General features: G+C 43.6%; 13 protein-coding genes. 2 read left to right on the top strand and 11 right to left on the bottom strand.

Annotated elements, in window-relative coordinates; all coding sequences use genetic code 11:
* Window positions 1–88: 88 nt before the first annotated feature.
* The 9 genes from prfB to flaG form a co-directional block, all read right to left on the bottom strand.
* Window positions 89–1,190 (bottom strand): peptide chain release factor 2 gene (gene prfB / locus GCA01S_RS14905; protein ID WP_155835584.1). Its coding sequence is split into 2 segments (ribosomal slippage): window positions 89–1,117 and window positions 1,119–1,190, totalling 1,101 coding nucleotides; the frame shifts between segments, so codons are not numbered across the junction.
* Window positions 1,116–1,331 (bottom strand): hypothetical protein, encoded by a 216-nt coding sequence (locus GCA01S_RS20580; protein ID WP_017435666.1) that lies wholly within the window; start codon window positions 1,329–1,331, stop codon window positions 1,116–1,118. Before GCA01S_RS20580 ends, prfB begins: the two co-directional genes overlap by 75 nt.
* Window positions 1,310–3,823, bottom strand: coding sequence for a preprotein translocase subunit SecA (gene secA, locus GCA01S_RS14915; RefSeq protein WP_042411043.1), 2,514 nt, complete (start codon window positions 3,821–3,823; stop codon window positions 1,310–1,312). Before secA ends, GCA01S_RS20580 begins: the two co-directional genes overlap by 22 nt.
* 176 nt (window positions 3,824–3,999) lie before the next feature.
* Window positions 4,000–4,545, bottom strand: coding sequence for a ribosome hibernation-promoting factor, HPF/YfiA family (gene hpf / locus GCA01S_RS14920; RefSeq protein WP_017435664.1), 546 nt, complete (start codon window positions 4,543–4,545; stop codon window positions 4,000–4,002).
* 163 nt (window positions 4,546–4,708) lie between these two features.
* Complete coding sequence (locus tag GCA01S_RS14925) at window positions 4,709–5,095, bottom strand: hypothetical protein (RefSeq protein WP_042411045.1); 387 nt, start codon at window positions 5,093–5,095, stop codon at window positions 4,709–4,711.
* 11 nt (window positions 5,096–5,106) lie between these two features.
* Complete coding sequence (locus tag GCA01S_RS14930) at window positions 5,107–5,460, bottom strand: flagellar protein FliT (RefSeq protein ID WP_042411047.1); 354 nt, start codon at window positions 5,458–5,460, stop codon at window positions 5,107–5,109.
* Window positions 5,460–5,861 carry a flagellar export chaperone FliS gene (gene fliS, locus GCA01S_RS14935; RefSeq protein WP_042411066.1) on the bottom strand — a complete coding sequence of 134 codons (402 nt, stop codon included), beginning with the start codon at window positions 5,859–5,861 and terminating at the stop codon, window positions 5,460–5,462. The genes GCA01S_RS14930 and fliS overlap by 1 nt, the downstream gene beginning before the upstream one ends.
* A gap of 89 nt (window positions 5,862–5,950) precedes the next feature.
* A complete protein-coding gene (locus tag GCA01S_RS14940) occupies window positions 5,951–7,546 on the bottom strand; it encodes a flagellar hook-associated protein 2 (protein WP_042411049.1) in 1,596 nt (531 codons plus the stop codon).
* A gap of 15 nt (window positions 7,547–7,561) precedes the next feature.
* Entirely contained in the window at window positions 7,562–7,921 is a 360-nt protein-coding gene (gene flaG, locus GCA01S_RS14945; RefSeq protein ID WP_042411051.1) for a flagellar protein FlaG, read from the bottom strand.
* Between the two features lie 396 nt (window positions 7,922–8,317).
* On the opposite strand from flaG, the gene GCA01S_RS14955 reads away from it, so the two are divergent.
* Window positions 8,318–8,857 carry a hypothetical protein gene (locus tag GCA01S_RS14955; protein WP_042411053.1) on the top strand — a complete coding sequence of 180 codons (540 nt, stop codon included), beginning with the start codon at window positions 8,318–8,320 and terminating at the stop codon, window positions 8,855–8,857.
* Window positions 8,854–9,387 (top strand): hypothetical protein, encoded by a 534-nt coding sequence (locus tag GCA01S_RS14960; protein ID WP_042411055.1) that lies wholly within the window; start codon window positions 8,854–8,856, stop codon window positions 9,385–9,387. Before GCA01S_RS14955 ends, GCA01S_RS14960 begins: the two co-directional genes overlap by 4 nt.
* Before the next feature lie 193 nt (window positions 9,388–9,580).
* Here the strand turns inward: GCA01S_RS14960 and darG are convergent, their stop codons facing one another.
* Together darG and GCA01S_RS14970 are read right to left on the bottom strand one after the other, a co-directional pair.
* Window positions 9,581–10,615 (bottom strand): type II toxin-antitoxin system antitoxin DNA ADP-ribosyl glycohydrolase DarG, encoded by a 1,035-nt coding sequence (gene darG / locus GCA01S_RS14965; RefSeq protein ID WP_042411058.1) that lies wholly within the window; start codon window positions 10,613–10,615, stop codon window positions 9,581–9,583.
* A gap of 14 nt (window positions 10,616–10,629) precedes the next feature.
* Window positions 10,630–12,237 carry a hypothetical protein gene (locus GCA01S_RS14970; protein WP_042411060.1) on the bottom strand — a complete coding sequence of 536 codons (1,608 nt, stop codon included), beginning with the start codon at window positions 12,235–12,237 and terminating at the stop codon, window positions 10,630–10,632.
* Between the last annotated feature and the right edge of the window lie 204 nt (window positions 12,238–12,441).

The raw sequence follows: 12,441 nt of genomic DNA on the forward strand, positions 1-12,441 counted from the left end.
GCGAAATAAAGCAGTAACGCAGTAAAGTTAGTTTGCACAAAAAAAAGGCATCTACTATCGAACGAGCGATAATAGATGCCTTTTTATCTTATTTTAGTTTCGAACGCAAATACGCATCAATAAAGATATCGATCTCGCCATCCATCACCGCTTGCACGTTTCCGACCTCGACGTTGGTGCGATGGTCTTTGACCAGCGAGTAAGGATGGAACACATACGAACGAATTTGGTTCCCCCAGCCGATTTCTTTTTGTTCGCCGCGAATTTCGGCAAGCTCGGCTTGCTGTTCTTCGAGTTTCTTCTGATAAAGCTTCGCTTTTAGCATGTTCATCGCTTTTTCGCGGTTTTTAATCTGCGAGCGCTCCGATTGACATGTCACGACAATACCGGTCGGAAGGTGGGTGATGCGCACCGCCGAATCGGTCGTATTGACGTGCTGCCCTCCGGCGCCGCTGGAGCGGTACGTGTCGACTTTAATCTCTTCCGGGCGGATTTCAATTTCAATATCATCATCCAACTCCGGCATGACTTCACAAGAAACGAACGACGTGTGGCGGCGCCCCGACGCGTCAAACGGCGAAATCCGCACGAGCCGGTGCACGCCTTTTTCCGCTTTTAAATAGCCGTAGGCGTTATGCCCTTTAATTAAAAGCGTGACGCTTTTAATGCCTGCTTCTTCCCCAGGCAAGTAGTCCAGCGTTTCGACTTTAAACCCTTTTTTCTCCGCCCAGCGCGTATACATTCTCAGCAGCATCGAAGCCCAGTCTTGCGATTCGGTACCGCCTGCGCCCGGATGGAGCTCTAAAATCGCATTGTTTTTATCATACGGCTCATTTAATAAGAGCTGGAGTTCAAATTCGCTAAAGTCTTTCGTCAATTTTTTCGCTTCCGCGACCAGCTCCTCCTGCAAATCTTCATCCGGTTCTTCTTTGATTAATTCATACGTCACTTCTAAATTTTCAAAGCGCTCTTGCAATGCTTCAAATTCGCTCACTAAGTCTTTCAGCGCATTGGCCTCCGAAATCACCGTTTGCGCTGCTTTTTGATCGTCCCAAAAGTTTGGCGCGGCCATTTGTTCTTCTAGCTCACGAATGCGCGCCTGCTTTGCTTCGAGGTCAAAGAGACCCCCTTATTTCCGCTAATCGCTTAGCCATTTTTTCCAGTTCGTGTTTAATCTCGATTAAATCAATCATCATACCTTCACCTCGTTGCTTATTGTACTCAAATTTTTTTATTTTCGCCAAGGGATTCATATCCCGTTTTCTCGCAAAACAAAGTGAGAGGAAATCCCCCCACTTTGCCATTTCAATTATGCGTTTTTCCCGCAGCAATGCTTATACTTCTTGCCGCTGCCGCAAATGCAAGGGTCGTTGCGGCCGATATGCACCGCCTTGCGGTACGGTTTGCGCTTCGTTTCTCCTTCTCCCTCTTTTGGATGAATCGCTTCGCCTTTCGCCACTTCCTGGCGTTCGAGATTGCTATGGATTTCCGCTTTCATAATATATCTTGCCACTTCTTCTTCAATGGAAGCGATCATGTTTTCAAACATCACATATCCTTCCATTTGATATTCGCGAAGCGGATCGATTTGTCCGTACGCGCGCAAATGGATGCCCTGGCGCAGCTGCTCCATCGCATCGATATGATCCATCCATTTCATATCGACGGCGCGAAGGACGATGACGCGTTCAAATTCGCGCATGTGTTCCGGCGGAATTTGCTGCTCTTTTTCATCATAGCGCGCTTTGACCTTTTCCCAAATGAGCTCGATCATTTCTTCCGGCTCTTTTCCGCGCAGATCGTTAACGGTCACATCGCCTTCCGGCAACAAGTTTGCGTTCACGTAATCGATAATTCCTTTTAAGTTCCACTCTTCCGGAAGTTCCTCTTTTGGCGTATGCGTGTTAACAACGCGCTCAATGACCGACTGAATCATTTTTTCGATAATGCCGCGGAGGTTGTCGGAATCGAGCACTTCATAACGCTGGCGATAAATAATTTCGCGCTGCTCGCGCAATACATCATCATATTGAAGCAGCTGTTTGCGCGCATCGAAGTTGTTGCCTTCGACCCGTTTTTGCGCCGATTCCACCGCTTTGGTCACCATTTTGCTTTGGATCGGCTGCGAGTCATCCATGCCTAAGCGGTCCATCATCGCCATTAAGCTTTCCGAACCAAAGCGGCGCATGAGTTCGTCTTCAAGCGACAGATAAAATTGCGATACCCCCGGGTCGCCTTGACGTCCGGCACGGCCGCGCAACTGGTTATCGATCCGCCGGCTTTCATGGCGCTCCGTACCAATGACCGCCAACCCGCCGAGCTCTTTCACTCCTTCACCGAGCTTAATGTCGGTACCGCGTCCAGCCATGTTCGTTGCGATCGTAACGGCGCCTTTTTGGCCGGCTTGGGCGATGATCTCCGCTTCTTTCGCATGGTTTTTTGCGTTCAATACATTATGCGGAATGCCCCGTTTTTTCAACATGTCCGAAAGCAATTCCGATGTTTCAATCGCCACCGTCCCGACCAGCACCGGCTGCCCTTTTGCATGGCGCTGGGCGATATCTTCCACCACGGCGCGGAATTTGCCTTCCATCGTCCGGAAAATCAAGTCTGGACGGTCTTCGCGGATCACCGGCTTGTTGGTCGGAATGACGACGACTTGCATGTTATAAATATTGCGGAATTCTTCTTCTTCCGTTTTCGCCGTCCCTGTCATTCCCGCCAGCTTTTCGTACATGCGGAAATAGTTTTGGAACGTGATCGTCGCGAGCGTCATCGATTCGTTTTGAATTTCCAGTCCTTCTTTTGCCTCGATCGCCTGATGCAGCCCGTCGCTGTAGCGGCGTCCATGCATTAAGCGGCCGGTAAACGGGTCGACGATAATGACTTTGCCGTCTTCGACGACATAATCGACATCGCGATGCATCGTGACATGCGCTCTTAGCGCCAAGTTAATATGATGGTTTAGCGTCACGTGCTTTAAGTCGAACAGGTTATCAATGCCAAACGCTTTTTCCGCTTTGTTAATGCCTTCTTCGGTCAGCTGCACGCTTTTCGTTTTTTCATCGTACGTATAGTCGACATCTTTTTTCAGCGTGCGCACAAACGCATTGGCCTGAATATACAGCTTCGTCGATTTTTTCGCCGTACCCGAAATAATCAGCGGCGTCCGCGCTTCGTCAATCAAAATCGAGTCAACCTCGTCAATGATTGCGTAGTGAAGCGGCCGCTGCACAATGTGCTCTTTATAAAGCACCATGTTATCGCGCAAATAGTCAAAGCCAAATTCGTTGTTGGTTCCATACGTAATATCGGCATTATACGCCGCCTGCTTTTCTTCGCGCGACATGCCGCTTAAGTTCAAACCGACGGTCAATCCTAAAAACTCGTACAGCTTGCCCATCTCCGTCGCGTCGCGGGTCGCCAAATATTCGTTGACCGTCACCACATGCACGCCCCGCCCCGTCAAGGCGTTTAAATAAACCGGCATCGTCGCCGTCAGCGTTTTCCCTTCCCCTGTTTTCATTTCGGCGATATTTCCTTCATGGAGGACAATACCGCCCATGATTTGCACTTTATATGGATATAAGCCAAGGACGCGCTTCGCCCCTTCGCGCACGACGGCAAACGCCTCAACAAGAAGATCATCCAGCGACTCTCCTTGTTGATAGCGGGCTTTAAACTCTTCGGTTTTTTGCCGCAGCTGCTCATCCGACAATTTTGCCATCTCCGGGCCGAGCGCATCGACCTGATCGGCGATTTTCTCTAAACGATTCAGTTGGCGTTTGTTGGGATCAAACACCTTTTTTAATACTCCAAGCATAGAAAAACGCTCCTTATTCGATAGAGTCACTAATTTACATCATATCATGTACACGAATGAGTGACAACTAAGACGCGGGGAAAGAGGACAGGGAAACCGAGGAAACAGAAACATGAAATCAAACTATGTCGTTAGCGGATGGAACATCCCCTGCCAAAAGTTGGCAGGGGATGGGGTCAGTTCGCTTCAATTAAGCCGTATTTCCCGTCTTTGCGGCGATACACGATGTTCGTGCGGTTTGTTTCCGCATTTGTAAAGATGAAGAAGTTATGCCCAAGCAAGTTCATTTGCAAAATCGCTTCTTCGCTGTTCATTGGTTTTAAGCTGAAATGTTTGGTGCGGACAATTTCAAATTCTTCTTCATTCTCCGCGGCCGCATGGTTAGGCGCGGCAACTGCTTGTTTTGCCTCTTTATCGCGATCGCGCAATTTGCGGTTTACTTTCGTTTTATGCTTGCGGATTTGTCTTTCTAATTTATCGGCAACTAAATCAATGGCCGCATACATATCGTCATGGCGTTCTTCCGCCCGCAATAACAAATTCGGCATTGGAATCGTCACTTCAATTTTTCCTTGTTTATCATTATATACTTTTAAATTCACATGGACATGTACATCTTCCGTGTGATCTAAATATCTTTCCAATTTCCCGATTTTTTTCTCTACATACTCACGCAATGCCGGAGTTACTTCGATGTTTTCCCCGCGAACGTTATAGATCATTGCTGATCCCCCTTTAAATTAAACTATGGTTTCTATATTCTACAATACCCATAAAACCCCTGCCTGAATCGGCAAAATGTTTTTTTGAAAATTTTGTGAAAGGGCAAAGAAAAGAATAAAAGAAATAAAAACACCGGGCCCCACGCCATGGAGCCCGGTGTTTTCATTGCTCCACATACCGTTTTAACAGCTGGGTGGTGGTCATCTTCCACGCTTGAAACGCGGGGGAAAGATGCTGCTCGATAATACGCTGCTTCATGTTCGTATCGCCAAAATTTCCATCTAATTTATACGCCTCTTCGAGCACATCGGAAAACAGCCGCAAGTGATAGACGATGTCCGTTTCCTCAGCAAACAGCTGGCATAAATGTATGTTCGTCGAACCAATCTGGGCAAACGCCGCAAAAATATCGGCTAGCACCTCGTCCCCCTGCGTCCGCTCGTAATTCACAAAGCTTTCTTCGACATAGGCAAACCCTTCCTCAATCGTATCAAGAAGCTCCACGTATTTTTGCACCATTTCGATTTGCGGAGTCGTTAACACAGTCATCTTATCACAACCTATCGTTTTTTATCGTAAAACATTCCGTCCATTGCTAAAGATTGCTCATATGGATTTATGTAATGATGATTCGCTATTTTCTTCTGACGCATCATTGTTAAATCGCGCTGAATTTGCCGCTTCAGCTCCCGCAATTGCGCATCAATCTCTTGATTCCACTGTACGATTTGCCGGCCAAGCCGCTGTTCTTCCTCGCTATACGGCGGACGAAGCTCGGCCATGAGCTTTTCCCGCTCGGCAAGCAGCTGCTCGATGGCGGCGATCTTTTCGTCGCGCGCTTCCGCTGTTATCGGCATAGCGACAAGGTCCCGAAGCTCTTTTGTCACCGCCCATATCTCGCGAACGACTCTCATTACGCCTGCCCGCCTTGCGCGTACTGCCGCTGCCGGTTGATTTGGATTACTTGCTTCCACGTATCGCGAAACTCGGTCACATACCCTTCGACTTCATCCAAAATCGCCGCATCGTTTTTCACGTTCGCCTCGACAAGGCGGCGGTAAATGTAATCGTACATCGTCATCATCGACTTCGCTACGTCATATTCCATATTCAGCGTCACCATCAGCTCGCGAATAATGTTTTGCGCTTTAATTAAATTTTCGTTCCGCGCCGGAATATTGTTTTCCTCAATCGCCTTGCGCGCCAGTTTGATAAACTTTAAGCAGCCGTTATACAGCATCAGCGTCAGCTCGCCTGGCGACGCTGTCTGCACGGCGTTCACCTGATAGTTTTGATACGGATTGTTCATGGTCATCTCGGTCACTCCTTTTTCGGTCATGATGGAATCACACGCTTCAAGAAGCGAGGCATTACGCAGCGCAAGCATTCATCCAGCTTTTTTCGTTATCCCTGCATTCCCCCGCCAAAGGCATTCATTAAGTACATGCTTTGCTGATTGGCGCGCTGGATCGCTTCCTCCATCGCCGTAAACTGTCGCCAATAGCGGTCCTCGACTTCTTTGAGATGGTCTTCAAAACGTTTAATTTGGTCGTTTATATCATTTAAATCACGGCCAATCGCAAACTGCTGGTTCGTCCAAAGCGTATTCCCGGCTTTTTGTTCAATTTTGCCAATGGTGTCTTTAATGGTATCGCGTAATCTTTTGGCAATTCCTTTTGTGTCAAAATCAGTTCCGTTAGCGTTAAACAATTGAAAAACCGCATTCGGGTCTTTTTCAATCGCTTCGCGTAACTTTGTTTCATCAACGATGAGTTTTCCGTTTTCAAGGTAATTGCTTGAAGTGGTAATACCAATTTCCGAAAGGGTATCATAATTAGAATTAATATTGTCACCACTTACTTTACTGTAAACATCCAAACGCATTTGGCTTAAGCCACCTGATAAAATGGGGTCACTGCGAAGAAGACCGCTTTTTGCTTTTTCTTCCCAAAGCTCAATTTGCTTGTCCGTCATCGCTTGTTTTTGCTCATCAGTAAGCGGCGGATAATCGCGATAACGTTCTTCGGATATTTTCGCATTAATTTTACCAATGATTTCGTTGTATTTGTCGACAAACCCTTTAATCGCATTAAACATTGCATCGACATCAGTTGAAGTAGTTATATTTATCGTTGCAGTCGGGTCAGCTTTTTTTAACGTATATGTGATACCGTTAATCGTAAATGTATTTTCTTTTGTTGTCATGTCATATCCATTCAATGTAAACTTTGCATCTTGTCCATCTGTCCTTCCAGCACCATCCTGAGCAATTTCGTTACCTGAAGACGCATCTGTAAAACCAAGTGCCTTGAAAAAATTCACTGCATCAGCGCTTGCATCACTCGCAAGTTTGATGTGTGCACCACTTCCTGTTTTGTTAGAAGAAAACACCATTTTTTGTTGAGCTGCATCATAAAACACTGATACATTTAGATCGGTTGTTTGGTTAATTTTTGTGATAACGTCATTTAAAGAATCCTGAGAAGGATCAACAGTTACTGTTACCCCACTCTTTGATGTACCATCAGGTAAGTCAACATCTAACTTAAGTGTAATTAATCCAGAAAAAGAGTAACTTCCTCCACCGGTAGTAAATGTAAACGTATTTAAATTTGCATCCTGGTCAAGTTTGCCTCCACCATTAATGATAATTTGATCTTTTGAAACCCACGTTGTTACTGTCGCAATTTGATTAACCTTAATTTGATTTGTAACATTTGGTGCCGTTGAGATAGCCGTAACTGTTACCGCACTTTCATCTGAGCTCGTGACCTTCTTTTTTAACATGCTGCTTTGCAATGTTAGATTGTCAAAAATATAGTTATCAAGATCTTGCAACAACGTGTTCATCGAACGATAATCATCGCGCTGCCACTCTAAAATTTGCTTTTTTTGATACAATTTATCGAGCGGCATCCGTTCCGCTTTCATTAAATCGCTGACGATTTGGTCGATATCCATGCCGCTTGCCAAACCGCCAATGTGCATCGTACTTGCCATTTTCACTCACCACCATTAAATTTTTTTATCGACAATCAAGCCGACAAATTCCATCATCGCCGCGTACATATCCAACAGCTTTTTCGGCGGAATTTCGCGAATCACTTCATGTGTCTGTTCATCAACAATTTGGACGTAATACTCCTGTAACTCGTCATGCAGCTCAAACTTAATGGATGTATGGCTTGGCTGCAAGAATTCGTTTAAGCCTTTTACGACTTCTTCCAGTTTTTCTTTCGGGAGGTCTTGCTGCGGAGTTTCTGAAGTGCTCGCATGGTTGTGCTTTTGCGATTCTATCACACTAGTTTCCTTTTCATTGCGAATACGTTCATAGAAAGAAGATAGAGAATGTGAAGAAACCCGTTCCACCGACATAAACGCCCGCTCCTTTGCATGAACACTATCTATTGTTTATATCGGATGGAGATGGGGAGTTGTGAAGGGGAAAAGAAAATAAAAAAGCAGGGGATTATTTCTTGTGTACAATATATTCATACTCTCCCCCGAATCCCTATAAAATATTGTTCTTCTACCTCTATTTGCTCCTTGCTTGTGTGAAAAATATATAATTCCTTCCCCGGAAAAGTTTTGTGTTGCTGCTTATAACCATTCCATGCATCAGGCGCACTATGATACCGATCGATTACTGCCATTTTACAGAAATTTTTCATATATCATTTGTTTCATCATCATTTCCTACAGCATCTACCTGTTAGCCGCCAAATAAGATATAATAAAAATGACAAATATTGTATAAAGGAGAGATTGTAAATGGGAATGGAGAATTTAGAAGAATTTTTAACAAAGAAAAAGGAACAAACCGAAAAAAATAAAATTGACTGGGAACAGAAAAAACAGCAGTGGCTGATGGAAATTGCAACGTTCTACAAACAAATTCAATCGTTCCTTACACCTCTTCAAGAAAAGGGACTGTTATCTTTTGAATGGGAAGAAGTAAAGAAATATGAAGAATACCTTGGCGAATATACGGCAAAGAAATTATATGTAAACTTTCCTGATCAAAAAGTAGTCATAGAGCCAATTGGAAAAAATATTATAGGCGCTATGGGGAGAATAGATATGACTGGTAAAAATGGTAGTATTACGTTTTTATTAGTAGATAAAGAAGCAGAATCCCCAAAAATTATGGTTCATTTCAACGATGGACTGTCAAAGGGCTTAGAAAAAATTCGTGAAACGAAAAATCCCGAATATGTTTGGAAAATCGCAACTCCTCCCCCAAACATAAAATTTATTGACTTGAACAAAGATTCTTTTTCTGATGCATTATTAGAGGTCGTTGCCAAGTGAAAAGTCGCATCACATTTTCGGGGGAGAATAAAAACCTTGAAGACATTGTGAATTTGTATAATCTATGTAAAAGCGCACTTTTAAAATGCAAAGAAAATATCAAAAAAGGGTTAGAGATACCCGAAGAATTCATCGGTTTTACACCAGAGGAATTAGATCAATATTTTAGAGATAAAATTGAAGAACTGGAAAATCTAATATGTTTAGACTTACTAGCCGCCGTGGAAGCAAAACTGAGAATAGATTATTTAACAAGAGTATATAATCGTAAAAAAGATAACCTTAGCCGGATATTTCGATCGATTTACAAAGAAAAAGCAGAACGCGCTTCTCTCGAAGAAGATATTCTCGAAAACTGGAAAGAGCAGCATCCTCAAATGAAAAAATATATTAGCGATTATAAAAGCGCGCTGCAATTGCGCCATTGGTTGGCTCATGGGCGGTATTGGACACCAAAGCTGGGAAGGGATTATGACCTATTAACAGTATACACGATATGTAAAAACTTAGTCGATTATTTGCAAATATAAAGAGGATCATTAACGAAGAAATTGTAATTTAGAATAGCACATTTGACTTCATCATCTTTTATAGGTTCTAGACGTATTTTTATTGATCAGGGTAGAAAACTTGGTAATAAAAACTCTTAAAAATAAAGTTTATACTGATCATAAAAGCCTCACTCCCTGAACGAGCAAGGCTTAATCTACAAGCAATTTTTTACTAATTAAGCATCCCTATTCCTTTCAAATGTTGCCAAGCTTTTGTAATATGCTTTTCTTTAAATATCTTCCGCTTTCGTTCGTTCCAGCTGTGAATCTCTTCAATAATGGAATGAACATCGTCTTTTATATCCGGATTTTCTTTCACAACCCAATGTACGGTTGAAAGCAATTCCAGCCCATATGGAGTTTCAAACCCTTGAATGACATTCCGCACTTTTTCTAAATGTTCATCAGCTTCAGAATCACCCTGCAAATACTGTTCAGCTTCTTGTACCGCATTCGGTAGTAAATAAATTTCCGCATCCCGATTGCGGTCTCCAAAACCTCGAATAAAATGACCGTCCAAACGCAGTAACACATGATTTAAGTTGTCCGCATACGGACCGTATTTCCCTTTCTCAAACCGCAATCTCATCGGCTCGCCGACAACCTGAAGAAAATAAGCCAACTTCTGAACTTCCAGCAACGACAACTTATACCCCGGAATGGAATAATCATTCATTAACATTAGCAATAACGCTCGAGATCTTGTCATCTTTGGAGGTTTTGTGCGTATCTTTATTTGATCAGGATTTGGACTCCCAGCAGGCTCATATAAATGCACTTCCACATCTTTTAAATGTTCAAAAGCGGCTTCGATTTTCGGGCGCACTTCATCCCATCTAAGCCCGCCATTTCCACAGCCAAGCGGCGGAAGCGCAATCGATTTTATATTAAGCTCCTTAACCACCTTTATCAAATCCGCCAACCCTAGTTCAATATCTTCCATCCGAGATTTATTTTTCCAATGGCGTTTTGTAGGAAAATTAATAATATATTTTGGGTTCAATAACGATTTAGTGGAAACGACATGCATTTTGCCTGGCTGCACTTCCTTGCGGCGGCAAGCCTTTTCATACTCCGAAAACATTTCCGGGTAAGCCTGCTTAAATTGCAGAGTGATTCCTTTCCCCATCACGCCGACACAATTGACCGTATTCACCAAAGCTTCTGCTTCATCTTCCAAGAGATTGCCTTGTTTTAGGATGATCATTTGCATCACCTTCTTCAGTGACAATAAGAGCTATGAACATGAAGCTGTATCCCATTACTAATCAAAAGGGTTGCAATTCTGCGAAAACCATTTTCCCGAAAATCACCAGGCATGATCGCAATCAACGTATAATCAGCGAGCGAATGGTAAAACTGCATTTTTCGGTCCGCCTTCTCCGTATACCACTTGTAACGCGTCGAACCATATAGCCCGAAATACTCGACAATCCACTTTCTGTCGTTTTGCTCGATCACCCAGTCAGGGATGTATACTTCGTCATATTCGTGGTTCACAAAACGACATCCTTCTCTTTCCACTTTCCCATCAACAACCGCGCGAATCAAAAAGTTATGGATTTCTAGTTCTTCTTTTGAATCGCACAATTGCCCGTCCACGCCTACAAGCAAGCGAAACTCCTCGGGGGAAAACGTGTATTCCGGGTAGGATTCCATAATCCAACGGTAAAATTTGCTGTCGTAATGGCGATCGACCATGCTGATAAACCGCGGGAAATGCTTGCGAAAATACGCCCGGTTTAACCGCGGCAACTCCTCGCGGCCGATCCCTCGTTTGGCACAAAACGTCCGCAGCGCCTGCGCTCGGTTTTGCGGCGAATGCCAATGTTGGTTTGGCACACGCTGAAACTCTGTCACATCATACTTACCCGGAAACACCGCCTCTATAATCTCAATCGGCGAACCGTGATATTCATGCAACAGACCAGTCAACCCTTCCTCCACCAGCCGCTGTTTCGTCATAAAGCGCGGGACATCCTGCTCGGCTACTTTCTCCCTGTTAATCAAATCCATAATCTCCCGTTTCACATTGTCAATATCTTTCCAGTAGCCATTTGGTTTGGTACGAAAATCATCGAGTGAAAACTGATTGGGGAAAAGGTATTGTATAAACTCTAGAGGCGAATTACGGTAATGTTTTAAAGCCGCACTAAAACGATGCTTCATCAGCATTTGCCGCGTCACTTTCTTCGGCACGTCTTCAAACCGAATCTTTTCCTGACGAAGCATGTCCATAAATTGCTCTTTTAAAAATTCGCGGTTCGTTGCATAACCTTGAGGAATTTTTTTAAAATCCGTTTCTTTAAAACGGCCAGGGTATAGGGCATTCATGAAGCGGTATGGAGAATGGCCGTGTTGCTTCAAAGGGTTGGAAAATCCCCACTCAACGAGCAAATCGTAATTCACCTTTCGCGGTATCTCCGCAATCCTTATTCCTTCCCTGCGCAAATGCCATTCCAATCGGTTACGTATATTTTGAATATTGTTCCAGTAATTAATCGGCACCCGGCTGAAATCAAATTCATTGTATCGGCCAGGATATACAAATTGAATTAATTTACGAACAGACTTAAAACGATTTAACGCTCCCCAAAGCTTCTGTTCCCTTATGACAGCTCGGTTGATCTTGGGGATTTGTTCCTTTTTTAAGCCAAGATTAACTTCTAATGCATAACGAACAATAATGATCACGTTTTCGTCTTTTTCCCATGTACCTGAAGGAAGGGCCTTTCTTTTTCCGCTGATGAGCTCCTTATAGAGGTTCACAACCGGTAATTGAGCTAGCTCAGAAGGACAAATGCTTCGATAGTAATTTAGATTATCCATATGATCACCTCTACTTTATTATAGCACAAATACGAACATATGTTCCATAAAAGTTTAAAGAAATAGAGCCTGCTAATCAGTAGACTCCTCCTTTTCACTGTTAAAATTGGAAATCATGATAGTGTCCACCCCTTAGTAGTTGGTTTTAGTTACTGTAATGATTTCCAAGATGTTCGATTTTTTATGTGCTTTTATACACCGCTT

This window comes from Parageobacillus caldoxylosilyticus NBRC 107762, assembly GCF_000632715.1.
In the GTDB taxonomy this organism is placed as follows: Bacteria; Bacillota; Bacilli; order Bacillales; family Anoxybacillaceae; genus Saccharococcus; species Saccharococcus caldoxylosilyticus.